Consider the following 24,634-nt stretch of genomic DNA (forward strand, 5'->3'; position numbering starts at 1 on the left):
GTGAAGGAATCGGCCAAGAGCCACGCCACGTTTGTGGTGGTCGCCGGGATCGTCCGGCCCGTGATGAACCTGCTGATGAACAAGAAGTGGGAAGGCCTAGAGAAGCTTCCTGCCGGGGGTTTCATCGCCGCACCCAACCACTGCACCGAGATTGACCCGCTGGTGGTGGGGCACATGCTCTATAACCAGAAACGGATGCCGCACTTCCTCGCGAAAGCCGGTCTCTTCAAGGTGCCCGTGCTGGGTGCTGTTTTGCGGTCCACCAAGCAGATCCCGGTGGAACGCTCGACGGCGGGGGCGAACCGTTCGCTGCAGCTCGCCAAGGAGATCGTGAACGAGGGCGGGGCGATCATCATCTACCCCGAGGGAACCCTGACCAGAGACCCGGCACTGTGGCCGATGAGGGGGCACACTGGCGCCGCGCGCATGGCGCTGGAAAGCGGTATTCCCGTGGTGCCCATAGCCCATTGGGGTGCCCAAGAGGTCTTCCCCCGGTATGCGAAGCGTTTCTACATCTTCCCCCGCAAGACGTCCCGCCTGGTGGTGGGAGATCCCGTGGACCTGAGCGCCTTTGCAGGCCGCCCGCTGGACAAAGCGACGCTCGCCGCCGCCACGAATGTCATCATGGATGCCATTACCGGCCTTCTGGCGGGACTGCGCGGCGAACAGCCGCCCGCGGAGCGGTGGGACCCGGCGGCCCATAAGCAGTCCAGGCAGGGTCGCTTCATCGAGCGGGGCACCGAAGGCAGTGCCATCCAAGAGGGGGGCGCATCAAACGAGAACACTGGGGACAGCGCCGGATGACGGTTAACTCTGAACGAGAAACTTCGGCCAGCACGGTGGCCGTCTTGGGGGCAGGTTCCTGGGGTACCACTTTCGCCAAGGTGGTCGCAGACGCAGCCGCGGCCTCCGGGGTCGAACGAAGCATTCGCCTTTGGGGCCGGCGTCCGGAAATTGTGGACCAGATCAACAACCAGCACCGCAACGAGCAGTATCTGAAGGGCATCACGCTGCCTTCCAGCATCACCGCGTCCAAGGACGTCTCCGAGGTCCTGGCGGGCGCGGAACTGGTCATCCTGGCGGTCCCGGCACAGACACTGCGGCCACAACTGCAGGCCTGGAAGGAGCATCTGGCGCCCGGCGCCATTGTGGTCTCCCTCATGAAGGGCCTTGAACTCCACACCGACGCCCGCATGAGCGAGGTCATCTGCACGGAGCTGGACCTGCCGGCGGACCGCGTCGCCGTGGTATCCGGGCCCAACCTGGCCATGGAGATCGCCAGGGAAGAACCGACCGCGTCCGTCGTGGCCTGCACGGATCCGGTCACGGCCGGATGGATCGCCCGCAGCTGCACGGCGCCCTATTTCCGCCCGTACACCACCACGGACGTGATCGGCGTCGAAATCGGCGGGATCGTCAAGAACGTCATCGCCCTGGCGGTGGGAATCTGCGAGGGCAAGAAGATGGGGGACAACACCAAGGCCTCCGTCATCACACGCGGCCTGGCGGAGACCTCCCGGCTGACCCTCGCCCTGGGCGGCGAGGCCCGGACCATGGCCGGGCTGGCCGGTCTGGGTGACCTCGTGGCCACCTGTTCCTCCCCGCTGTCACGTAACCACACAGCCGGCAGGCTGCTCGGCAAGGGTCTGACCCTCGAAGAAGTCACGGCCGAAATGAAGCAGACGGCTGAAGGCATCAAGTCCAGCCAAGCGGTCCACGAACTTGCCGGGAAACTCGGCGTCGACATGCCCATCACGGCAGCCGTCGTCGCAGTCCTGGCCGGAAAACTGTCCGTCGACGAACTGGGTCCGCTGCTGCTGTCCCGGGACCTGAAACCCGAAGGCGATCACTGAGAGTGTCAGAGGAAATCATGACCACAGAAGGCCGTACGGCCCAGCCCAAGCCCCGGGTGGCGGTGCTGTTCGGCGGCCGCTCCAGCGAGCACGCCGTGAGCTGCGTGACGGCCGCCGGCGTTTTGGGCGCCATCGACACCGACAAGTACGACGTCATCCCGATCGGGATCGCCAAGACCGGCCAATGGGTTTTGGTGTCCGGCGATACCAACGCGTGGTCGCTCTCCGCCTCGTCGCTGCCCGAGGTGGTGCCGTCGGCACAGACCGTGGCACTGGCGGAGATCGGCGGCGCGCACCAGCTGATCGTGGCCGCCCCGAACACGGTCCCAGAAGAGCTCGGCGCAGTCGACGTCGTCTTCCCGCTGCTGCACGGGCCCTTCGGCGAAGACGGAACCATCCAGGGCCTCCTGGAACTGTCCGACACCCGCTATGTGGGCGCTGGCGTGCTCGCGTCCGCGGTCGGCATGGATAAGCACTTCATGAAGGTGGTCTTTGAATCGGTCGGGCTCCACGTGGGACCGTACATCGCCGTGACCGACCGGCAGTGGCGCAATGACCCGGAGACCGTCCGCAAGCGCGTGGACCAACTCGGCTTCCCCGTGTTCGTCAAGCCGGCCCGGGCGGGGTCCTCCATGGGCATCTCCAAGGTGGATTCCCTCGAAGGCCTGGACGCCGCAATCGAGACAGCGCGGGAGCACGATCCCAAGCTGGTCATCGAGGCCGGCATCACGGGACGCGAAATTGAATGCGCCGTTTTGGAGGGCAGGGGGACCGATGGTCCCCGGACGTCCATGCCGGGCGAGATTTCCGTGGCAGGCGGCGGGCACGAGTTCTATGACTTCAACGCCAAATATGTGGACGACGCCGCGGCGCTCAGCTGCCCGGCCGACCTGCCCGAGGAAGCGATCACCCGGGTCCGGGAACTGGCCGCCGTCGCCTTCGACGCCGTCGGCGGTGAGGGACTGAGCCGGGTGGACTTCTTCTACACGCCAGATGGCGATCTGATTATCAATGAGATCAACACGATGCCCGGCTTTACGCCCAAGAGCATGTACCCGCAGATGTGGAAGGCCTCAGGCCTGGGCTACGCCGCGCTGATTGACGAGCTGATCCACCTCGCACTGCATCGCAAGACCGGCCTGCGCTAGGCCCCACCGGCGCCCTAACCTCGCTCCGCTTCGGCCAGGGAACCCAGCCGGCGTGGGCCCACCCCCGGGCCCGGCCTACTTGCTGGTCGGAAGGTTCTGCAGGTCCGCCTGGCCCACGCACTTCCGGGTCGCCTTGATCTTCTGTGCCGCGGCGGAGAGGTCTGCCAGCACGGTGGCCGAACTGATCTTGTTCGGATCCATCAGGATCTCCGTTGCTGGCTGGCGGCCAAACGTGGTCAGCGTCCACACGGGGTTGCCCTCCTTGATGACCCAGTCGACGTCGTTGACGCTGACGCAGCGATCCGTGGTGGGTCCTGGGACGTTGACTCCACAGCGAAGGATCACCGCGGATGGATCGCCCCACGCCGCCGTGGCCTGGGCATTTGTCTTGCGCAGCTTGGCGTCGCCGATTGCGTCTGGAAGCGCCAGCATCATGGGCGCGCAGGCCGCGTTCGCGGCGTCCTTGGCCGGTGTGACGTCGACCACCGGGGAGCAGGACGTCAGGGCAAGGCCGGCCGCGATGGCCGCAACGGCGAGGGAAGGGCGCGCCGAAACGAACCGTCTGAAGTGGAGCATTCATCCAGCTTATCCCGGCCCGCGTGGCGCCATGGTCCCGGCTCTGCCTGCCCTATATCATGGCCCGGTGGCACTGAGGTGAACAGTCCCGGCGTTCGGTCAAGTAGACTGGGGGGACCGTGCACCGCTGGGGTTTTGCCGACAATGACGTTTGTGATGGCCACGACCGCACACACTTGATGAATTCTCGTACCTGGGGGAGGGCCTGTCGATGACGTCGCGCAGCCAAAAACTGAAGTCCGCACGTGTCGGGCTGGGAGCACTGCTCCTGGCTGTCGCGGCGATGGGCACGGCGACAGCCGCCAACGCGGATGACTTGGTGATTCCTGGCCCCATGGAAAGTGCAATTTCGCCCGCTCCCGCTCCCAGCGGACCCACCGATCCGGGCACCGGCGGCACGACTGATCCCGGAGCCGGTGGCGGTGTGACTGATCCTGGAGCCGGTGGCGGTGTGACTGATCCTGGCACCGGTGGTGGTGTGACTGATCCTGGCACCGGTGGTGGTGTGACTGATCCTGGAACCGGCGGTGGTGTGACTAACCCCGGAACCGGCGGTGGTGTGACTAACCCCGGCACCGGCGGCGTAGTGCCCATCCCCGCGCCGGCGGTCCCGCCCGTAGTGCGGCCGGCTCCGTCCGTCGTGACGCCCGCGCCCGCGATCGAAACGCCGCCCGTCGTCGCACCTGTGGCTCCGGCGCCCGTGCGAGAAGCCCCGTCGGCAACGCCGACCCCTTCGGCGACGCCCTCCGCCACCCCAAAGGCGGCCCCCTCGACGGCCCCAGCGGTGATCGCCACTCCTAGCGAGCCTCCCGTCATGGTGAAGTCCGAAGTCCAGGCCGCCGTGGCAGTAGCTACCGGCAGCCCGTTGGGCGTTCAACTCGTCACGGTCCTGATCCTGCTCGGTGCCGGCTTGCTGTACTTCCGATTCCTTGCCGGCAGGAGCCCAGTCGGTTCCGCCAAGGCTGGAAAGTAACTCTCTACACATGCGCCCTGAATCCGTAGAACGAACCCCCCAGAAGACGCAGGCCGAGGGCTTGCGCATCACTTTGCTGACGCATTCCTACTGGCCGGAGCAGAGCCCGCCCCAGCGCCGCTGGAGCGCCATGATCAAGGAGTTTTCCCGATCAGGCTGGCACGTCGACGTCGTGACGCCGGTGGCGCACTATCCGTTCGGCCGGCGGGACCTCCCGCGCCGGATGGCGGGGCAGCCGTTCCGCCTCCAAAAAGGGCAATTTACCGAGAAGATCCTCCGTGTGCCGTACCTTCGCCACGGCAACTCCCGGGCGGCACGCCTGCTGGACCAGTGCTATTCGGCCGCACTATCCGTTCCGGGCGGATTCATGGTCCGGAAACCGGACGTCGTCATAGTTACGGCGCCCGGGCTGCCTTCGCTCGCTGCCGGATACATCCTGGCCAGGGCCCGCGGCGTGCCGCTGATCGTGGAAATGCGGGATGCCTGGCCGGACCTGGCGCGTGATGCGCGGTTGGTCCAAGGCAGCGTGAAAAGCGTGGTTGAGCGCGTGGTGGATTTTGTCCAGCACCGCGCCAACCTGGTGGTCACTGTGACCGAGGGATTCGCCGCTACGCTGCGGGCTCGCGGTGTCCGCAACGTGGCTACCGTCAGCAACGGCGTCCATTTGGACTCCATCCCTGTGGTGGGTCCGCCGGAACCCGAACGGGACGTGTTCGAGGCCCTCTACCTTGGAAACCACGGCGAAAGCCAGCGGCTCGATGTGGCCATCAGGGCAAGCGCCCTCGTGGGTGACTCCATGCACCTGCACATGGTGGGCCACGGGACGCAGCGTCCGGCGCTGGAGAAGTTGGCGCGGGAACTGAAGGCCCCGGTCACTTTTCATGCCCCCATGACGGGGGACGCCATGCTGGAACGCTATGCGTCAGCCGATACCTGCCTCGTCTCCCTTCGCGACGACTGGAAATCCTTCGAAACCACCGTCCCGTCAAAGACCTATGAGGTCTTGGCCATCGGGCGGCACGTAACAGCCATGGTGCGCGGCGAAGCGGCTCGGATCGTCCTGGACGCCGAGGCCGGGGACATCGTTCCCAGCTCTCCAGAGGCCATGGCGGATCTGTGGCGCGAGCTCGCCTCTGATCGGAGCCGGCTGGTGCGTAACGGAGACAGCCGCCAGTGGGTCAAGGCCAACGCGGAATATGGGCAGCTCGCCGACCGCTACATGGACCTCATCTCAGAGCTCCTGGCGGAAACCGTCACCGGCAAATGATCCAGCTCGTTAAAAATGCGCGGCTTGCCGTGGGCGTTATCAGCCAACACCTCGTTGACGACCCGTTCCTTCTGTACCTGCAGGCGTCGCGCCGGCTTCCCGCCGTCGTACGCCCGTTGGGCCGGGTGGTGACCGCGGTCTTCCCGAAGAACTCGGTGGCCGTGCCGGTGTTGCTCGCATCGATGAGCAACGGGGACGACGCCGACGTCAAGCGCCGCCTCGACCTTGCCCTCCGCGGGGACGCCAAGGGGGAGCAGATCCGGCGTTTGGCCGACATTGCCCTAGCCGCCGGCCTGACGGAGATTTCAGACACACTTTTGGCCAAGGCCGGGAACGCTCCCGGCCTCAAAGCTGTACGGGCCCGCAGGCTGTGGCATGACGGGAACCTTAGCGGAGCCGTCACCGCCCTGGACGGCTCCGGCCCGGCAGGACGGCGGCAGCAGGCACGGCTCGCCGGGGAGGCCGCGGTCTACGCAGGCGCGGCACCCTCGCTGCAGCGGCAGGAGTTCACGCCAGTGCCCGGCCGGGTCCTGCATTTGCTCACAAATTCGCTGCCCCACACCGCCAGCGGCTACGCCCAGCGGTCCCACTCCATCATGGTGGCCCAACGCGAAGCGGGCTGGGACGTCCTGGCCGTCACACGGCTCGGGTACCCCGTCCAGGTGGGCAAATTCCTGGCGCAGGCCAGCGACGTGGTGGATGGCGTCCGTTACCGGCGCCTCCTCCCGGCGCGGATGGCGCGGACCATGGACGCGCGTCTCCAGCAACAGGCCGAGGAATTACTGCAGGCGGCCTTGGAATTCAGGCCCAGCGTCCTGCACACCACCACTCACTTCGTCAACGGACTGGTGGTCCGGGCCGTGGCCCAGGCTCTGGGCATTCCGTGGGTGTACGAGGTCCGCGGCCAGTTGGCGGACACCTGGGCCGCCACACGGGGACCTGAGGCGCTGGACAGCGAGAAGTACGCGCTTTTCCAAGCTCGGGAAACTGAAGTCATGCAGGACGCCGACTTGGTGGTGACGCTGGGGCAGGCGATGAAGGCCAACATAGTGGCCGCTGGCATCCCCGGCGAGAAGATCATCATCGCTCCCAACGCCGTCGGCGGAGCCTTCCTCCAGCAGCCGCGTGACGCCGCCGCCGCGCGCCGCGAACTCGGCCTCCCGGAGGACGGACTCTACATCGGCACCGTCAGCAGCCTTGTCGCGTATGAAGGCCTGGACGACCTCGTCCGCTCCTTCGCACTCCTGGCGCCGGACTTTCCGCAGCTGCGCCTGCTGATTGTTGGCGACGGTGTGGCCGGCCCCGCTCTGCAGAAGCAGGTCCAGGGACTCGGACTCGCTGACAGGGCAATCTTCACGGGCAGGGTACCCCGGGACCAGACGCCGCTTTATCATCAGGCCCTGGACGTGTTCGTGGTGCCGCGCAAGGATCTGGACGTGACCCGCGCGGTGACCCCGCTCAAGCCAATAGAGGCCTTGGCGAGTGCGCGGCCTGTGGTTGGAAGCGACTTGCCCGCACTTCGGGAGATAATAGACGACGGCGGTAACGGGCTTTTGGTCCCTGCCGCGTCACCGGACCGGCTTGCACACACGATCTCGGCGCTGCTTCTCGATGCGCGCCGACGGGCGTCGATGGGGCACGCAGGCCGGGCCGCAGTTCTGGCCGAGAGGACCTGGGCTGCCAACGCCAAGGCCTTGGCCGCGCGTTACGCCGGGCTGCACCATGAACATGAGGAGATCGACTAGTGTCCGCAGATAGTGCAATAGACCCGGAGCCGGTGGCTGTACAGCCCCTCTCCGTGGACATGCGGCGGCTGACCCGTGTCGGTTCGCGGCCCAGCTTCCTGGACTACCTGGTTCAGCTGTGGGACTTCCGGCAGTTCATTTTTTATGATGCCCGTGCCCGCGTTCAAAGCGGCACCCGCCGCGACCGGCTCGGCAGCGCCTGGCTGCTCCTGAACCCCATCTTCAACGGGCTGACGTACTTCCTGATTTTCGGACTGTTGCTGAAAACCAGCAAGGGTGTCGAGAACTTCGTGGGCTACATCGTGGTGGGCATCTTCGTTTTCCAGTTCAGTTCCGGGGCCATCACGTCCGGCGCGCGCTCCATCCGGAGTAATAAATCCATTGTTCAGGCGTTCAACTTCCCGCGCGCCGCACTTCCCATCGGCGCGAACGTTCGCGAGCTGTTGTCCGCTGTGCCCCTGATCCTGGCCATGCTCCTGATCGTCGTGGTGCTGCCGCCAGCCGAGAACATCACGTGGCTGTGGGTACTGGTGGTACCGGCCATCCTGCTGCAATCGCTCTTCAATCTTGGCATGGGCCTCATCCTTGCCCGGATTATCTCCCGCGTTCACGACGTCACGCACCTGCTTCCCTTCGCGCTGCGGGCGTGGATGTACGGATCTGCGATCTTCTATACCTACGAACGCTTTGTGACCCACCCCGAGATGCTAGCCGTCATCAAGCTCAATCCCTTGTTCAACGTCATTGACATCATCCGGGATTGCGTCCTCTATTCACGGGTTCCCCAGTGGCAGTCGTGGGCAATACTCGCTGCCTGGGCCCTGGGGGCGCTGGCTGTCGGACTTGTGTACTTCTGGAAGGGGGAGGAATCCTATGGACGCGGGTGAGAAGGAAATTTTCATCGAGGGACATCCATGCGTGGTGGTGGACAGCGTGCGGATGCGCTATCGGGTAGCCTCGAGCGCCGCTTCTGACGAGGACGCGGGGCCGAGCAAGCCACGGCTCCTGCGCCGTGCCGTCAACAAACCCCACATGGTGACCGTGCAGGCCCTGAATGAGCTCTCCCTAGTGGTGGAGCGTGGCGAGTCAGTGGGCATTATTGGTAGGAACGGGTCCGGGAAAAGCACGCTCATGAAGATCATCAGCGGCCAATCCAAGCCGACGTCGGGCGCAGTGTATGCATCCAGCACACCGATCATGCTCGGCGTGAACGCAGCTCTGGTCCAAGACCTGTCCGGAGACCAAAATGTCATCCTTGGGTGCCTTGCCATGGGCATGAGCCGGGCAGAGGTGGAAGAAAAGTTCAGCAGTATCGTCGAACTGTCCGGACTCGAGAAGTCCATTCACTTACCAATGAAGTCCTATTCTTCGGGGATGGCGTCGCGCCTCCGGTTTGCCATCGCAGCGAGCGTCGATCCGGAGATTCTCTTGGTGGATGAGGCACTCAATACCGGCGATGCCCAGTTTGGTGACCGCAGCAAATTGCGGATGGCCGAGCTCCGTGAGCAGGCAGGCTGCGTCTTCCTGGTCAGCCACAGCTTGGACACTATCAAGGCAATGTGCACACGGGTGATTTGGCTCGACAAGGGCGATCTCATCATGGACGATGAGCCGGAAGTGGCCATCAAGGCCTATCAGGACTTCACCCGCCACCTGTCCAAAGGCAACAATGTTTCGGCCGCCCAGATTCTCGACGACGCAAAAGCGAATCTTGTGGCCACCGAGGTTCGCGGACGGTCCTCGCGTCGGAGTCGAGGTTGATGGCGGGTCTGGGGGAGATCCGGGCCGGACTGTGGCACCTGCGCAGGGGCGGTCCTGCGCAGTTCAAGTCATGGCGGTCCCGTCAGCGGATCGAGCAGGGCTTCGCCGCGCCGCGCAATGTCCAGGGCGTGGAAGCGGCTTGGACCGGACGCGGGCGTAAACGACGGCTCTCGCTGATGCCGGCCGCCCTTCCGCAACAACAGCCATCCCGTCCGGACGTCCGCGCCGCGGTGATCCTGGACGACTTTTCCGCGCTGGCCTTCGGCTACGAGTGGACCACCAGCGCCGTGCACCCGCATACCTGGCGCAGCGACCTGGCATCCGGCGCCGTGGACCTCCTGTTTGTCGAATCGGCCTGGGCGGGAAACGGTGGGCTGTGGCGCGGGAAGCTAGCTGGCCCCAACGGGCCCAGCGACGAGTTCCGCGCGCTGGTCCAGTGGTGCCGGGAGCAGGGAATCCCCACGGTGTTCTGGAACAAGGAAGACCCGCCGCATTACGAGGATTTCCTGCCCGTGGCCCGGCTGTTTGACCACGTCTTCACATCTGATTCCGGCCGCATTGCGCAGTACACCGTGGATCTGGGGCATGAGCGCGTAGCAGTGCTTCCGTTTGCGGCTCAGCCTGCCATCCACAATCCCGTGCGGCCCGGACAGGGCCGGCACCAGCGCGACGTCGCCTTTGCGGGAATGTACTTCGCTCATAAGTATCCGGAACGCCGCGCCCAGATGGACCTCCTCCTGGGCGGTGCGCTGGACGCCTCCGCCCGGATGCGGACGGGACTGGAGATCTTCTCACGCCAGCTTGGCGGCAACGCCGAGTACCAGTTCCCGGCGCCGCTGGACTCGCGCGTCGTCGGTTCGCTGACTTATGCCCAGACACTGTCCGCCTACAAGGCCTACAAGGTTTTCCTCAACGTAAATTCGGTTGTGGACTCGCCAAGCATGTGCGCCCGCCGCATCTTCGAAATCTCGGCATCAGGGACTCCGGTCATCACCGCGCCCAGCCAGGCCATGGGAGCGTTCTTCACCCCCGCAGCCGTACCTGTGGCCGCCACCCGCAGGGAAGCCGAGCACCTCACCCGGGCGCTGGTTTCCAACCCGGAACTGAATGACCGCACGGCCCACCTGGCGCAGCGGACCATCTGGGCGCACCACACCTACTCCCACCGGGCCGCCACGGTGTTGGAGCACGCCGTGCCGGGGATTGCGGCCACCGTGGCACAGCCCGCATTGTCTGTACTATTGCCGACCATCCGGCCCCAGAACCTGGAACGTGTCTTCCGGACCCTGGCCGGACAGCGCGGCGTGGAGCCGGAACTGGTGCTGCTCACGCACGGCTTCCAGCTCTCTGCCGAACGCTTGGCAGAGCTGTGCGAAGCCTCCGGGCTGCGGAATGTCGTGCTCCTGGAGGCACCGCGGGAAGTGTCGCTGGGGGAGTGCCTGAACCGCTGCGTCGCAGCGGCCAGCGGGCAGGTCCTAACGAAGATGGACGACGACGACCACTACGGCCCGCACTATCTCAGCGACCAGCTGCATGCTCTCTCCTACTCAGGCGCCGACGTCGTGGGGAAACAGGCGCATTACATGCACCTTGAGACGACAAATGCCGCGATCCTGCGGTTTGCGGCCCGGGAACACCGGTTCACCGACTTCGTCATGGGGCCAACCATCATGGCCCGCAGGGAAGTCTTCACCGACCACCCCTTCCTGGACGTCACAGTCGGCGAGGACACAGGATTTCTCCGTGCCGCCCATGCCGCCGGTAGGATCATTTACTCGGCGGACCGCTTCAACTACTTCCAGGTCCGTACCGGTGACGGGCACACCTGGCAGGTGGAGGACGCAGAACTGCTGGCGTCCGGAGACGTGAAATTCTACGGAAAGTTAAATGAACATGTTGACATCTAAGACTGCCGAGACTGAGGCTCCCATCAGGACGGTGGCCGTCGTCGGCCTGGGCTACATAGGGCTGCCCACGGCTGCCATCCTGGCCACCAACGGGCTTGTTGTGATCGGCGTCGACGTCAATCCGGGCACCGTGAAAGCCATCAACAACGGCGACGTGCCTTTTGTGGAACCTGACCTTGGGGTCCACGTGGCCGGCGCCGTCAGCCAGGGCCGGCTCCGGGCTCAGCTCGAGACCCCCGCCGCGGATGCCTACATTGTGGCGGTGCCCACCCCGTTCAAGGCAGACAAATCCGCCGACATGTCCTACATCGCCGCAGCTGCACGGGCCATCGCCCCGATGCTGACTGGCGGGGAACTGGTGATCCTCGAGTCCACGTCGCCTCCCGGCAGCACAGCCCGGCTGGCCGAGCTGATCCTGGGACTGCGCCCGGACCTCAGCCTGGACGGCCACGACGGCAAACCGAAGCTGCTGGTGGCACACTGCCCTGAAAGGGTGCTGCCGGGCCGGATCATGATCGAGTTGGTCACCAATGACCGCGTGGTGGGTGGCCTCACCCCCGAGGCTGCAGAGGCCGCCGCGGCGCTGTATGCGGTGTTCTGCCAGGGTGAAATCCACCTCACCGACGCCGCCACGGCAGAAATGTCCAAGCTGGTCGAGAACGCCTACCGCGACGTCAACATCGCCTTTGCGAACGAGCTGTCTGTCATCAGCGACAACCTCAATATCGACGTGTGGGAACTCATCCGCCTGGCCAATCATCACCCCCGCGTCAACATCCTCCAGCCGGGCCCCGGCGTCGGCGGCCACTGCATCGCCGTGGACCCTTGGTTCATTGTGGCTGCCGACCCCGAGAATTCGACCCTGATCCGGACCGCCCGGGAAGTCAATGACGGCAAGCCTGGCTACATCGTGGAACAGGTCCGAAAGGCCGTCAGCGAGATCAGCAGTCCCACCATTGCCTGCCTGGGCCTGGCTTTCAAGGCAAATATCGACGACGTCCGGGAGTCCCCGGCCGTGGAGATCGTCCGACGTGTGGCTGTGCAGCATCCGGGTGCCGAGATTCTGGTCGCGGCACCGCACAAGGATCACCTGCCGGAGGTGCTGGCCGAGCTGCCGAACGTAAGTCACGTGGACACAGAGAAGGCTATCGAGGCTGCCCAGGTGGTGGTGCTCCTGGTGGATCACGACAAGTTCCGCGAGATCGAGCCGGCCAGCCTTGAAGGCAAGCGCCTCATCGATACCCGCGGTTTCTGGCGCTGACGCCGGCATTCCGACGATCGGGTGTAGAGACTCTGAGCCTCTGCACTTTAGGGCAACATGCGGATACCTCCGGGACGGCTTGACTTGCCGCCGGATGCGCCCACCTTGTGCCTAACCGCCCCCCGGGAGCGACCGATAGTCCTGAGCACAAGGATTGTCGCCGTAGTTGTGACCTGATGGGAACCTCTAATGTCTTCTCTCTTGGTAGGCCGGACCGGAAAGATCGCTGCTGCGGTTGCCACGCTGGCAGCATTGGCTTTGGCTGTCACCGCGCCCCAATTCTCGTCGGATTCGAGTTTGACTGGCACAGTTACGTCCGGCTCCAGAGTTGAGCGGCTGGCGTCAAATCTGACGGCGCTAGCCGCGCCCGCTGGGTTGAAAGCGGTGGGCCAGACCGGGGACTCCGTCTCCTTGACATGGGGTGCCGTTGCAGGCACAGCTGAGTATCGGGTCATGGTGTCGTCAAATGCGGACATGAGCGGCGCTCTATATTGGCGATTCCCGTCCACTGCGGGAACGGTTAAGTTGCTGAAGGCGCAGACGAAGTACTACTTCAAAGTGCGGTCGTTGAAGTCTGACGGCTCGTCCTTGACGGGCTACTCGCCTGCGATATCGGCTGCAACAGGACTTGCGGCACCGGTTCCGCCCGCCGGCCTGAAGGCGACGGGCCAGACCGGCGAATCAATCTCGCTGTCCTGGGGTGCCGTGGCCGGCACGGCTGAGTACCGCGTCATGGTGTCGGCGAATGCGGACATGAGCAGTGCCTTGTATTGGCGGTTTCCCTCTACATCTGGGACGGTGAAGATACTGAAACCGGGTACCACTTACTACTTCAAGATCCGGTCGCTAAAGTCCGACGGCTCGGCGCTGACCGCCTACTCAGCGGCAGTGTCGGCTAAGACGGGCACCGCGACACCCGCCGCCCCGACCGGTCTCCGGATGTCCTTCCAAACGCCCACCGCTCTGGGCTTGGCCTGGGTAGCGTCCCCGGCTGCTGAACGCTACCGCGTGGCGTGGAGTCCCAATGCCGACATGAGTAAAGCTGTGTACTACAGGTTCACAGAACTATCGGCGGACATCAGGGGCCTAACTCCCGGGACCGCCTACTTCGCCCAGGTTCGCTCCATCAAGGCGGACGGGACAAACATCAGCGCGTACAGTCCGATCGTCCGGATCCAGACGGCGGTGGCGCCGGTCCTTGGACCCGTAACGAACCCCTTGTCAGTGGCGAGCTACAACATTCACTGCGCCAACTGCGAAGACCAGATGCCCACGGAGGTTCCCTGGGTTGACCGGCGCGGTGCGGTGGTCAGCACGATAGTGTCCAAGCACCCGGACATCATGGGTATCCAGGAAGCGTCACAGGGATGGCTTATCGATTCCCCCGACGGCGGGCTGTCCCAGTTCGAAGACCTCCGAAACCGCCTCAGCGCTGCCGGCGCCACGTACAAGCTGACAAATGAAATGCGCAACAACTGCGTCGATCCGCACACTCCGACCGACTGCGTTCCCAAGGATCAAGGCGCCACCAGGGGAACCAGGATCTTCTACAACCCTGCTGCGGTCCGGATCATTCGCTCGGGCTCTAAGCTTCTGCCCTCGCTTTCTCCGGAAAAGAACCAGCGGTACTTTGCGTGGGCCGAGGTCCAGCAGATCTCCACCGGTAAGCACTTCTTCTTTGGAGACACCCACCTCGAGGTGGACAAGGCAGACGGTTACAACGAGCTGAGGCGCCAACAGGCCAGCACCATCGTCCAGGTCATCAAGGCGCAGAATACGACGAATCTACCGGTCCTCATGGTGGGGGACATGAACTCCAGCAAGTGGCTGGACCCGTCGAACGCACCCTACGACGTCTTCACCGCTGCCGGCCTGGTCGATCCGCTCGGCAACACCTATGGCAGCAGCCTGCCGAGCGGTTACGCGACAGCGGAGAAGACGAAGAACCGGAACATAAACAGCTGGAACGGATTTGAAAAGCTGGCCCGGGCAAGTGCCCCGGGAACCAACGGAACGTACATTGACTACATCTTCACGTCCAAGATGCGGGTGCCAACCTGGGAGACCGTTGCCAACGTGGACAGCTCGGGTAACTACGTGGGTCAGATTCCCTCTGACCACAATATGGTCTACGCCACGGTGAGTCTCCCGTAATCTGTGTTTGGACGCCTACGAAGGCGGCCTGAATGGCTTAGGGTTATTCTTTGGGGCGGCATCGCAGGCGGAGCCGGCCACCGCCGCAGTGTTGGCGCGTATCGGACTTTCTGGCGCGCCGGCCATCAATCGTTGCTAAGGAGCACCAAGACCATGCCGCAAGGCCCCCACGCCGACGTCGAATCCTCCGAAGACGTGCCCGAGGTTTCGGTTGTCGTCCCCATTTTCAATGCCATGCCGTATCTCCGTGAACTGCTCGATTCGCTTGCGGCGCAGGATCTGGGTGCAGACGCGTTTGAAGTCTTCCTTGTGGACGACGGATCCACCGACGGCGGATCGGCGTACATGGATGAGTTCGCCTCGCGCCACGCCAACGTGACGGTGCACCACCAGGAGAATCACGGTTGGCCCGGTCAGCCTCGAAACGTTGGCATCGCAAGCACGACGGGGAGGTACTTGTTCTTCGCCGACGCCGACGACGTACTTGCTCCGCAAGCGCTGAGGGAGCTGGTTGCCTTTGCCGACGCTCACGGTTCCGACGTCGTCATTCCGTCAATGGCAGGAACTCACGGCCGCATTGTCCCTCCCTGGCTTTACATCAAGACTGACATAGACGTTGCTTTGCCTAAGGCGTTCAAGACGCTTGCCCCGCAAAAGCTTTACCGGCGCTCATTGCTGGCCGATAACGACATCCGCTTTCCTGAAGAGAAGGTTCGCCTCGAGGACGGAATCTTCAACGCGGCGGCCTACCTCGCCGCGAAACGAATCTCGGTCTTGGGCGGCGAAACTCTCTACTTCCTGCGCAATCGAGACGACGGAAAGAACATCAGCTCCGGCGGGTTTGATCCGGCCGGGTACACCGGCTCGGTGGCAGTCATCTGCGCCGAAGTCGTTGCTGCCGATCTTGACCCTGACGTTACGGCGGACGTTCTCGCCGGCCTATACCGAAGGAAATGCCTCAAGATATATACGCCCGGCCGTTTTGAGCGTTACTCCGCAAAGCGACGACAGGAATGGCTCGAGGCTCACGGGGACTTCATTGCACGGTTCATTCCCGAGAACGTCGAAGACCGGCTGCCCGAGCCGTACCGTAGCCGCTCTGCATTAGTGCGACGACAGGACGCAGAGGCGTTGGTGGACCTAGGCCGCAACGAGGCGGATCCGCGGTTTGCTGCCGCATTCTGGGGTGGACGGTACATCGAAAACGAGGGCCTGGAGCTCCTCTTTGAATCATCGGTGATCGGTCGCTTTGAAATGCCCGACCTCGTCTGTGAATTGCGCCACAGAGACGGCAATGGCGTGGTAGCGGTTTCCCTCCAGCGTGATCGGCGGATCGAGACGGCTTACTCGAAGCCGGGGCTTTTCCGGGGATTGTTGTCTACTGAGGCGCTAAATGCGATGCGTCGTGGCACGCATGACTTTTTCCTGGCGACATACATGGACAGGAAATACATCACGGCACGGGTCGGGCAACCCGAGCACAGTGTGCTTCCCGTCATGGATAGCATGGTGCATTTGTATGGAACCGCCCATGGCAACCTGAGCCTCTCCGTAGCGAATTGATATTTGCCTTCGGCGTGTCGAAGGCTCGGGTTAGGGATTGTGCTGATTTAATGCGAGACTTCGAAAGTCTCTCAGCCCACCAGCCTTATTCAGCGTCTCGCGAGGTTACTCTTGGCCACAATGCCTGCCCTGTCCTTAGTTCGCTCCGCCCGGCGTTGGCGTATTTTGCCAGTGGCGCTGTTGGTCCTACTTCTTGCTATGCCACTGCCGGCTGCTACGGCCACTACATACGCTGTTCCGACCGGACTTAGATCGTCCGTTCAGGGCACGACAGCCCTCACCTATAAGTGGAACGCCGTTGCTGGAGCGCCGAAATATCGGATTTCCATCTCGCCCAACGCTGACATGTCCGGCGCCACGTTTTTCAGGTTCTCTTCCGCGTCGGGAGAAATCAGGAACTTGAAGCCGAACACCAAGTACTACGCGAAAGTCCGCGTCATCACGTTGGACGGGGCAAGCCTGAGTGCGTATTCCGCGGCTGTCGCGGCCAAGACGCTCGCCGTCACTACTCTGCCACCCATTACGAATCCACTCTCGGTGGCGAGCTACAACGTCAAATGCGACAACTGCTTTGACGGATTGGCGAATGAGCTGTCCTGGGCCGGTCGCAGGGATGCAGTGGTGTCAAGCATCGTGTCCAAGCGGCCGGACGTCGTCGGGGTTCAGGAGGCCTCCCAAGGCTGGCTGAAGAACGAAACACGTGCCGGCGGACTGACGCAGTTCGAGGACCTCCAGGAGAGGCTGTACAAGCGGGGAGTCAATTACCAGTTGGCCAACGCCAAACGCAATAACTGCGTCAATGACGTCTCGCCGACCAACTGTGTTTTCGCGGATAAAGGGGCCTCGCAGGGAACCAAGATTGTCTACAACAAGGGCACTCTGGAACTCATGAAGCAGGGCTCGGTTGCGCTTCCGAAGATTAGCTCGGCGGACAACACGAGGTACCTCGCTTGGGCGATCCTGCGCCAACGGTCCACCGGGAAATCCTTTTTCTTTGGTGACACCCAGTTGGACTCAAGCAAAGCCAGTGCCTACTACCTGCTGAGGCAGTCGCAGACTTCGGCCATAGTCTCCGCTATAGCGCGCCTCAACACAACTAAACTGCCCGTACTTATGGTGGGCGATTTCAATTCCCACAAGTGGACGGAACCCTCAAACGCTCCGTACGACAAGATGATTGCGGCCGGATATGTTGACCCGCTGGGCAACACATACAAGAACGATGCCCCGTCATCGGCGGCGACCGCTGAACAGCGGGTTCGAGCCAACTACGACAGCTTCAACGGGTTCGAGCGCAAAGCTAGGGCGCGCAACACAACAGGGAACGGGACATACCTCGACTACATCTTTACCTCCAAGATGAGGGTGGGGAAGTGGGAGACAGTGATCAACATCGATTCTGCAGGCAACTTCGTGGGGACCATCCCTTCAGACCACAACATGGTCAATGCGGTAGTCCAGTTGCCGTAAACTCGATGGTTGGAGCGCGGGCGCCTGCGCGGCAAGTTATGCTGCATCAGGTGCCCGTTCGCGCAAGATTATGCAGATGGCGCCCAGTCGATGGCTGGCGTTGCTATGACGGAAGCTGTGACCTGGCTCGGTGGTTGGCAGACTGACGGACGCGACAAGAAGCAAACCAGGGGAAACTTGTGGAACGTAAACGAAATATCATGGTCATTCTGGCCGGTGGCGTTGGCAACCGTGTTGGATTGACTATTCCAAAGCAGCTGGTCAAAATAGCCGGCCGGCCTATCATGGAGCACACGCTGGCCGTGGCACAAGAGTGTGACTTGGTCGACGAGATCATAGTCATGATGACCCCCGGTTATCTCGACAACGTCCGCGCCATGGTGAAAAAATCGTCCTTTACCAAAGTAACCGCCATCCTGGAAGGCGCAGCAGAGCGGAACGGGACCACGAAGCTGGCTCTCGACGCAATCGGCGATCAGGACGTCAACGTAATCTTCCATGACGCCGTGCGGCCACTGGTCTCCGTCCGCATCATCTCGGACGTCATAGCCGCCCTGGACGATCACGAAGCTGTGGACGTGGCCATTCCGTCCGCCGACACGATCATTGTCGTTTCCCAAGAGGATTCGATGCAGGGCAAGACGTCAGATCTGGCTAAGATCCGTGAGGTACCGCCACGGGGCTACCTCCGCCGAGGCCAGACGCCTCAGGCATTCCACCTCTCCACTATCAAGAAGGCTTACGAGGTGGCCCAAAAAGACCCTGACTTCAAAGCCACCGACGACTGCACCGTTGTCTTGCGTTACCTGCCGGACGTCCCCATCGCGGTGGTTCTGGGCGATGAACGGAACATGAAGATCACGCAGCCCATTGACATCTATCTGGCAGACAAACTCTTTCAGCTCGCCCGCACCCACGACGGCCTCCAGCACACGGCCCTCCAGTTCAGCGACAAACTGAGGGGTAAGACCCTGGTGGTCTTGGGCGGGTCCTACGGGATTGGGGCGGACATTGCAGCTCTGGCGACCAAACATGGCGCCACCGTCAAGGTGTTTTCCCGGAGTCTGACAAACACACACGTGAATCGTCGAGCAGATCTCGTGAAGGCGCGCGACCAAGTGCTGGCCGAGACCGGCCGCATTGACTACGTGGTCAACACCGCCGGTGTCCTTCCGATGGGGGCCCTAGCTGAGGCGTCCGAGGAAACGATCTACCTCGCGACGGAAGTCAACTACATTGCTCCGATGCTCATCGCCCAGACTTTTCACGATGAACTCGCGAAGACTCGGGGTGCGCTGCTGCTCTTTACCTCGAGCTCTTACACCCGAGGGCGGGCGGGCTACAGTCTCTACAGCTCTGCGAAGGCGGCAACGGTCAACCTCACCCAGGCACTGGCCGATGAGTGGTCCCATGAGGGGATCCGGGTTAACTGCGTGAACCCCGAGCGAACAGCCACCCCGATGCGTACCAACGCCTTCGGATCGGAACCCGCTGCCGAACTGCTGGACTCTGGCGAAGTGGCTCGGACGTCGCTGGACGTTCTCATCACCAATACGACGGGTCACGTTATTGACGTCCGCAAAATGGACCCGCTGAGTGTTGCAGTGATGGATAGCCGTGACGCTCAGGACGAACTCCAGATGGCGGAGTCGGTCTTGGGAAGCTGACTTGGGTTACTTGCCCCGAATGAGAACGTGCACCTTGATTTGGAGATAGTTGTTGGAACGCATTGAACCCGTTAAATCGCTAAGTGGATCGCCGCTTCAGTCCACTCGACTGCGAACACGGGAATGGATCGAGCGCACTACGGCGATGAAGGACGATCCTGACGGGCTTCGCCAGTGGCAGCTTGCGGAGCTGTGCGGTCCCTTGCTGCTGGACATCTCGGCGGCGGCGGAATCTGGCGATCCCTGGTTGAGGGTTGCGGTTGCTGACCAGTGCCGCCTCTTCCAGGCGCAAGCGGACGCACCCAACTTTGGGTTGACGGACCCGGGAATAAAGGCCGCCATTGGATTGGCGGCAAGTGACCTGTGGGACGAAGTGAGGGACCTCGTCACCGCGGGAGTGCTCCCGTCTGCGAAATTGCCCGTAAAACCGGCGCACGACGACGGGGAGTTGGCGTTGCCGACCGCGAGCCGGGTCCGCCCGGCGCAGGACTCCTCGGGAGTTCGCATCAGGCCTGAGGCAACGTCCCAGACAGCCGTTCTGGAGACATGTAGGTGGCTTGACGACGGCAGCCTCGAAGTGGTCGGGGCCGCTTACATCGCTGGGCTTCCCTCCGATCCAGGGACCCTCGACGTTGCATTGGTACTGACCGATGAAGCCGGGAATAGCCAGACTCTGACGGTTGTGCGGGATAACAATCCTAGGTCCGGTACTGCTGGGGAAGATCCGAAGGGATATTACGGCGAGGCCAGTTTCAAGGCGGCGATTGACGTATGTGGACTCGCAGCAGCATTCGCCGAAGTGTCTCGGAGCGGCAACCTGGCAGTCTGGACTTTTGCTGTGGAACTCAGGGTCGCCGGCCAGACCCGTCAGGTTCCCTTCCAGCAGCGGTCCTACGGGCAAGTGATGCGCACGATTTTGTCCGAACGTGTCCTGGGCGATCTTCTTGCCAGCCCGGAGTATTCAGCTGACGCTGGCTTCCGACTTGTATTGCGGCGGGCAGCCGTGGTGGCTGAGGGTATTGAGATCTCCGGAAGGCGAATTGCGCTCAAGCTACGCGAAACTGATGACAAGCTGCGGTTCACCAAAGTGGTCGCCCGCATGGGTTCGCTGACTGCCCAAGCCTCTGTGACCAGTGGACCGGACGGACTCCGTCATGCAGTTCTGGACTTGGCGGAAAGTGCTGGCGACGGAGTTGCGTTTCCGCAGTGGACGCTTCGTGCCGTAACAGATGCCGGCGTCGAACGCGCCCTGGGATGGGGGCTTTCCTCCTCGAGCTCGGGCAGCCATGTGTATCCGGGGGATGGACCGCTTGTGGCCAGCGCAAATGCTGCCGGCAACCTCAGCCTTCTCGACAGTGACGCAATCCTGTTGGTCGATTCCCTCACACTAGATCCACAGGGCACGTCAATGCGTTTGGTTGTGAAGACGCAGGATGCCATGTCGGCGCCCAGCGTGCACCTGCAGGGAAAGATCACGGTGCTGCCGACGTCGGTGCGGACCGCTCCCGACGGGCACTTCGAAGTAGTGTTCCCGGTCCCCGGTCCGGGCGACTACAAGTTGGTGTGCGTCTCCCGTGGGGGGAAGGAAGCGGCAGCCTCCGTGGTCCGTGTGGGGCGCAACCTTGCCCGCGACCGGGCCTTCCTGGGCAACGGGCGGGTGGACGTCACACTGGCCGCAAGGACCCAGGGCGGCCTGAATCTAACAGTCCGACCTGCGTCCGCGGCAGGGACTGGGGCATCTGTACGTCAATATGTCCGGGGCCTGTTGTCCGTCGTGGTACCGATGCACAATGCCGATGTCTACATCCGCGACTGTCTGGAAAGTCTGACCACCCAGAGCTATCCGGATATCGAGGTGATCGTCATTGACGACGGATCCACCGATATTTCTGCGGAAATCGTCAGAGGCTTCCAGGCCCAAGACCCCCGTGTCCGGCTAATCCGACAGGAACGCTCCGGCCCCGGAACAGCGCGGGACAGAGGCGTCCTTGCTGCGCGCGGCGAATTCATCACATTTGTGGACTCCGACGACATGGTCGCGGACGACGGCTTTGAACGATTGATAGCGTCCTTGGCGAAATCGAAGTCGGATTTCGCGGTCGCTGGGGTTCAGGTTTTCCAAGGCCAGAAGTTGCTGCCCGTGCCGTGGCAGGAATTGCTGAACCATTCGGTACGCTCACGCCAGACATTGCCTCAGGCGCCCGTTGCACTGCGCCACATGACCGCCGTGGGGACAGTGTTCCGCACATCGTTCTGGGACGCTAACGCCCTTCGGTTTGACGCCAGCCGCGCTTTCGAAAGCGACCGGCCCATGCTTACCGCGTTCAAAACCGGAACGTTCGACCTCCTCCCGGACGTTGTCTACCGCTGGCGTCTCTGGACCCAACGCGAAAAGCAGGCGGACGAGCAGATCCTGGTCGAGCGCATGCGTGGCATCCTGCCAAGCTGGCGATCGATGACAAGAGAACTGGCTGAGCACCTGGAGGGACGGCAGGAGTTCGAGTCGCATTTTCTTGAGCACGTCCTCCTTAAGAGCGCCCTCTTGGCGGTCAGTCACGACTTCCCGGAACTCCGGCTACTGGCTCAGAAGAACTGCCGAGAAATACTTGAAGGGGTTAACAAGCAGTCCTGGTTCGGCCTCTCACTGCAAGATCGGATTGTCCTGAAGCTTGTAGCCGCTGGGCAGTTCGAGCTATTGGCACGCGTCCTTGAACACAATGCACCTGCATTCGCTTTTGCGCCACTGAAACGGACAGCTGAAGGGGTAATCTATAGCGCCCCGCTGATCGAAGAAATCGCACCATATCTTTCAGACGACACGCTGTTGCGGCCCTATGGGTCCCTTCCCGCCGTCTCGGTCCTTACAGCGGTCCACTGGGCGGGGGATGAAAAGACCTTGTTGATTGAGGGCGCCGCCTACATCGAAGGTCTCCCTGCGGATCCGGAGAACTTGCAGATTGGCCTGGAACTTGTCGGACCGGGAGGACGTGTCTATCCGGCGAAATTAGAACGAACCGTGGATCCGCGCATAGATCAACTCGCCAAAGACCCTCACAACAGCTACGCTCAGGCGTGCTTCGTGGCGAGCATTGATTTCGAGGGGGTTATCGACGAGACCGAACTTCCGGATCGGGCCGGGTTTGTCCAGACGTACGCCGTGAGGCTGACGCTTCAGACCCCCGAAACGGAGCGCAAGTGTGCAATCAAGAGAAGGCATAACTTCCGGATTCAGCAGACCCTTCTTGCCCGGGAACACAGGAACCAGGCCTGGATCACTCCCGAGTTCACAACCGCAGACGGTCTGCGCGTACGGCTTCGACGAAGCGCCATTTGGGCGACAGATGCCAGCTTGGAGGACCGCACCCTGCGGGTCGCACTGCAAGAGTTCGGTTCGCAGTTGCAGTTCCACTTCCTGCGTCTCACCGCCGGCGGACGATCGGTTCAGTCGGAGCTGGTGAGGGACAGCGCGACCGGGCTACATGGCAGTATTGAGGTCCCTGAAGGTGAATGGCCGGCGTCGGGGCTGCGGCACTGGATTGTGGACGCCGTGACATCAGACGGACGAACGCGTCGCATTGGCTGGGCTCTGGATGGCGGGTTCGACGCCGCGGGGGAAATCGCCGCCGGGGACGGGAGCCTACGGCTTACCCGCACCAGCCAGGGAAACCTCACTCTGACGGACGATCCGTTGTGGACCGAAGTCGTCGATGTGCGCTTCGATGCTAGCCTCACGTCTCTCGTCTTCGACGTCAGGACTGACTCTCCGGATGCATTGCCTGCCTTTGAATTGGCCAGTGACCGCCATACTTTCACCGGATTTGCCGTGAAACCACTGGCAAAGGGTTTATACGAGCTGACCTTCGGCCTCTCTGTCTCCGACTGGGGCCGCAAACGCCAAGTTCCGCCGAGTGGGCGCTACTACTTACGGCGCGTTGCTTCGACGGACGGTGACCTGTCATATTCCGCCATCACACGCACCTCGCCCGAACTTGGGGCACGAGGCAACCGCCTGGACTGCAGTCGCGTCGCGGTGCACCTAGGCGCCAGCCACACTGGTACGTTCCGGGTGACGTTCCAACCGGTGCTCACAGTCGAGGAAAAGAGCCAGCGCGGACAGTTGGCGCTTTACCAGCGCCACGTCGAAGACCCGGTGCTCCCGCTGGATCCGGATGCCTTCTTCTTCCGGTGCTACTTCGGCGAGGTCGCCAACGACAGCCAGGTGGAGCTGCACAAGGAAGCACGGCGCCGTTGGCCACATGCGAAGCTGTACTGGGAAGTTGCGGATTTCTCGGTGTCATTGCCTGAGGGCGGTATTCCGGTGGTTAAGCGTTCGGAAGCCTGGTACGAGGCTCGGAGTACGGCCACCTACACCTTCTCTAACAACGACGCCGACTGGTGGAAGCTCAGGCGGCCGGGCCAGACGGTGGTTCAGACATTCCATGGACACCCCTTCAAACGGATGGGCCGTTCGCGCTGGCTGAGCCTTGGTGTGGGCCCCGAGCGCGTCGCACGCCGGATTGAAGTCAAGAACGACCAGTGGAGCCACATCGTTAGCCAGAGCCCAAAGGCCACAGAGCTCTATGCCGGCGAATACGGGTTCCGAGGCCAGATGCTCGAGCTAGGCTATCCCCGGAACGACGTTTTCAAGGGGCCCCAGGCGGCGCGCACCGCGGCCCACACCCGAAGCTTGCTGGGCATCGACGCCTCCAAAACTGTCGTTTTGTACGCGCCCACTTGGCGGGAGTCGGACCAGAAGTCGACCACGGAGACCGTAGTTTCCGACCTGTTCGATGCCAAGAAGATTGCCGAGGACCTGGGACCCGACTACGTGCTGCTGATGCGGGGCCACAGGTACAGCGTTAAGGCCGGTCCTGTGGACCGCGGTGCCGCACGCATCATCGACGTCACCTCGTATCCAGACTCGGCTGACTTGTGTCTCGCGTCGGACATCGGCGTGTTCGACTATTCTTCAATTCGGTTCGACTATGCGGTTACGGGCAAGCCCATGGTCTTCTATGTCCCCGACTACTCGCTGTACGAGAACGAAAGAGGTTGGCTTTTTCCTTATGAAGAGTCTGCTCCCGGACCCTTGGTTTTTGAGGAAAAAGGACTTGCTGCTCGGATCAAGGAACACCAGCTCTGGCGGGGAGATTTCTCCGACCAATACTCGCGTTTCCTCGAGAACTATGCCCCCTACGACGACGGTTCTGCGGCTGGCCGCATTTTGGATTCCGTGACGCCTGAATAATTCTATGAGCTCTAGCGTGTCGGGTATTCGTGGGGGGTGTC

17 protein-coding genes are annotated in these 24,634 nt (G+C 62.6%); 15 read left to right on the plus strand and 2 right to left on the minus strand.

Going from position 1 to position 24,634, the window contains the following annotated elements; genetic code table 11:
• Genes AC1DEM_RS13000 through AC1DEM_RS13010 form a run of 3 tightly spaced genes read left to right on the plus strand, consistent with a single transcriptional unit; the run spans position 1 to position 3,001 of the window.
• Positions 1–804, plus strand: coding sequence for a lysophospholipid acyltransferase family protein (locus AC1DEM_RS13000; protein ID WP_476884759.1), 804 nt, complete (start codon positions 1–3; stop codon positions 802–804).
• Positions 801–1,853, plus strand: coding sequence for an NAD(P)H-dependent glycerol-3-phosphate dehydrogenase (locus AC1DEM_RS13005; RefSeq protein ID WP_476884760.1), 1,053 nt, complete (start codon positions 801–803; stop codon positions 1,851–1,853). The genes AC1DEM_RS13000 and AC1DEM_RS13005 overlap by 4 nt, the downstream gene beginning before the upstream one ends.
• Before the next feature lie 17 nt (positions 1,854–1,870).
• Positions 1,871–3,001 carry a D-alanine--D-alanine ligase family protein gene (locus AC1DEM_RS13010; protein WP_476884761.1) on the plus strand — a complete coding sequence of 377 codons (1,131 nt, stop codon included), beginning with the start codon at positions 1,871–1,873 and terminating at the stop codon, positions 2,999–3,001.
• 75 nt (positions 3,002–3,076) lie between these two features.
• Here the strand turns inward: AC1DEM_RS13010 and AC1DEM_RS13015 are convergent, their stop codons facing one another.
• Positions 3,077–3,577 carry a DUF3515 family protein gene (locus AC1DEM_RS13015; RefSeq protein WP_476884762.1) on the minus strand — a complete coding sequence of 167 codons (501 nt, stop codon included), beginning with the start codon at positions 3,575–3,577 and terminating at the stop codon, positions 3,077–3,079.
• A 532-nt stretch (positions 3,578–4,109) separates the two neighbouring features.
• On the opposite strand from AC1DEM_RS13015, the gene AC1DEM_RS13020 reads away from it, so the two are divergent.
• The 7 genes from AC1DEM_RS13020 to wecC are packed head-to-tail and all read left to right on the plus strand — an operon-like array spanning position 4,110 to position 12,491.
• Complete coding sequence (locus tag AC1DEM_RS13020; RefSeq protein ID WP_476884763.1) at positions 4,110–4,550, plus strand: hypothetical protein; 441 nt, start codon at positions 4,110–4,112, stop codon at positions 4,548–4,550.
• Positions 4,551–4,560: 10 nt separating this feature from the next.
• The gene (locus tag AC1DEM_RS13025; protein WP_476884764.1) at positions 4,561–5,817 is read left to right on the plus strand and encodes a glycosyltransferase family 4 protein; all 1,257 of its coding nucleotides are present in this window, start codon (positions 4,561–4,563) and stop codon (positions 5,815–5,817) included.
• Positions 5,814–7,562 carry a glycosyltransferase family 4 protein gene (locus tag AC1DEM_RS13030; RefSeq protein WP_476884765.1) on the plus strand — a complete coding sequence of 583 codons (1,749 nt, stop codon included), beginning with the start codon at positions 5,814–5,816 and terminating at the stop codon, positions 7,560–7,562. The genes AC1DEM_RS13025 and AC1DEM_RS13030 overlap by 4 nt, the downstream gene beginning before the upstream one ends.
• Before the next feature lie 32 nt (positions 7,563–7,594).
• Entirely contained in the window at positions 7,595–8,449 is an 855-nt protein-coding gene (locus AC1DEM_RS13035; protein WP_476884766.1) for an ABC transporter permease, read from the plus strand.
• Positions 8,436–9,323: an ABC transporter ATP-binding protein gene (locus AC1DEM_RS13040; protein ID WP_476884767.1), complete on the plus strand. Its 888-nt coding sequence runs from the start codon at positions 8,436–8,438 to the stop codon at positions 9,321–9,323. The genes AC1DEM_RS13035 and AC1DEM_RS13040 overlap by 14 nt, the downstream gene beginning before the upstream one ends.
• On the plus strand, positions 9,323–11,230 hold the full coding sequence (locus tag AC1DEM_RS13045; protein ID WP_476884768.1) for a glycosyltransferase family protein: 1,908 nt from the start codon (positions 9,323–9,325) through the stop codon (positions 11,228–11,230). Before AC1DEM_RS13040 ends, AC1DEM_RS13045 begins: the two co-directional genes overlap by 1 nt.
• On the plus strand, positions 11,211–12,491 hold the full coding sequence (wecC, locus tag AC1DEM_RS13050; RefSeq protein WP_476884769.1) for a UDP-N-acetyl-D-mannosamine dehydrogenase: 1,281 nt from the start codon (positions 11,211–11,213) through the stop codon (positions 12,489–12,491). The genes AC1DEM_RS13045 and wecC overlap by 20 nt, the downstream gene beginning before the upstream one ends.
• Before the next feature lie 596 nt (positions 12,492–13,087).
• On the opposite strand, the gene AC1DEM_RS13055 is transcribed toward wecC, so the two are convergent.
• Positions 13,088–13,246 (minus strand): hypothetical protein, encoded by a 159-nt coding sequence (locus AC1DEM_RS13055; protein WP_476884829.1) that lies wholly within the window; start codon positions 13,244–13,246, stop codon positions 13,088–13,090.
• Here AC1DEM_RS13055 and AC1DEM_RS13060 point away from each other — a divergent pair.
• From AC1DEM_RS13060 to AC1DEM_RS13080, 5 genes are all read left to right on the plus strand, one after another.
• Positions 13,182–14,645, plus strand: coding sequence for a fibronectin type III domain-containing protein (locus tag AC1DEM_RS13060; protein WP_476884824.1), 1,464 nt, complete (start codon positions 13,182–13,184; stop codon positions 14,643–14,645). The two genes, AC1DEM_RS13055 and AC1DEM_RS13060, sit on opposite strands and share 65 nt — an antisense overlap.
• A gap of 153 nt (positions 14,646–14,798) precedes the next feature.
• Positions 14,799–16,208 carry a glycosyltransferase family 2 protein gene (locus AC1DEM_RS13065; protein WP_476884770.1) on the plus strand — a complete coding sequence of 470 codons (1,410 nt, stop codon included), beginning with the start codon at positions 14,799–14,801 and terminating at the stop codon, positions 16,206–16,208.
• 345 nt (positions 16,209–16,553) lie between these two features.
• The gene (locus tag AC1DEM_RS13070; RefSeq protein WP_476884771.1) at positions 16,554–17,678 is read left to right on the plus strand and encodes an endonuclease/exonuclease/phosphatase family protein; all 1,125 of its coding nucleotides are present in this window, start codon (positions 16,554–16,556) and stop codon (positions 17,676–17,678) included.
• A gap of 179 nt (positions 17,679–17,857) precedes the next feature.
• Entirely contained in the window at positions 17,858–19,345 is a 1,488-nt protein-coding gene (locus AC1DEM_RS13075) for an SDR family NAD(P)-dependent oxidoreductase (RefSeq protein WP_476884772.1), read from the plus strand.
• Between the two features lie 145 nt (positions 19,346–19,490).
• Complete coding sequence (locus AC1DEM_RS13080) at positions 19,491–24,593, plus strand: bifunctional glycosyltransferase/CDP-glycerol:glycerophosphate glycerophosphotransferase (RefSeq protein ID WP_476884773.1); 5,103 nt, start codon at positions 19,491–19,493, stop codon at positions 24,591–24,593.
• Positions 24,594–24,634 lie beyond the last annotated feature (41 nt).

The sequence above is a fragment of the Arthrobacter sp. 05T420 genome (genome assembly GCF_056396305.1).

What these genes read in the sequence shown, in the direction of transcription:
- AC1DEM_RS13040 (WP_476884767.1), top strand. Translation starts at nt 8,436, where the DNA reads ATGGACGCGGGTGAGAAGGAAATTTTCATCGAGGGACATCCATGCGTG.
- wecC (WP_476884769.1), top strand. Translation starts at nt 11,211, where the DNA reads ATGAACATGTTGACATCTAAGACTGCCGAGACTGAGGCTCCCATCAGG.
- AC1DEM_RS13065 (WP_476884770.1), top strand. Translation starts at nt 14,799, where the DNA reads ATGCCGCAAGGCCCCCACGCCGACGTCGAATCCTCCGAAGACGTGCCC.
- AC1DEM_RS13015 (WP_476884762.1), bottom strand. Translation starts at nt 3,577, where the DNA reads ATGCTCCACTTCAGACGGTTCGTTTCGGCGCGCCCTTCCCTCGCCGTT.
- AC1DEM_RS13070 (WP_476884771.1), top strand. Translation starts at nt 16,554, where the DNA reads ATGTCCGGCGCCACGTTTTTCAGGTTCTCTTCCGCGTCGGGAGAAATC.
- AC1DEM_RS13030 (WP_476884765.1), top strand. Translation starts at nt 5,814, where the DNA reads ATGATCCAGCTCGTTAAAAATGCGCGGCTTGCCGTGGGCGTTATCAGC.
- AC1DEM_RS13010 (WP_476884761.1), top strand. Translation starts at nt 1,871, where the DNA reads ATGACCACAGAAGGCCGTACGGCCCAGCCCAAGCCCCGGGTGGCGGTG.
- AC1DEM_RS13055 (WP_476884829.1), bottom strand. Translation starts at nt 13,246, where the DNA reads ATGTCCGCATTCGCCGACACCATGACGCGGTACTCAGCCGTGCCGGCC.
- AC1DEM_RS13005 (WP_476884760.1), top strand. Translation starts at nt 801, where the DNA reads ATGACGGTTAACTCTGAACGAGAAACTTCGGCCAGCACGGTGGCCGTC.
- AC1DEM_RS13045 (WP_476884768.1), top strand. Translation starts at nt 9,323, where the DNA reads ATGGCGGGTCTGGGGGAGATCCGGGCCGGACTGTGGCACCTGCGCAGG.
- AC1DEM_RS13080 (WP_476884773.1), top strand. Translation starts at nt 19,491, where the DNA reads ATGAAGGACGATCCTGACGGGCTTCGCCAGTGGCAGCTTGCGGAGCTG.
- AC1DEM_RS13025 (WP_476884764.1), top strand. Translation starts at nt 4,561, where the DNA reads ATGCGCCCTGAATCCGTAGAACGAACCCCCCAGAAGACGCAGGCCGAG.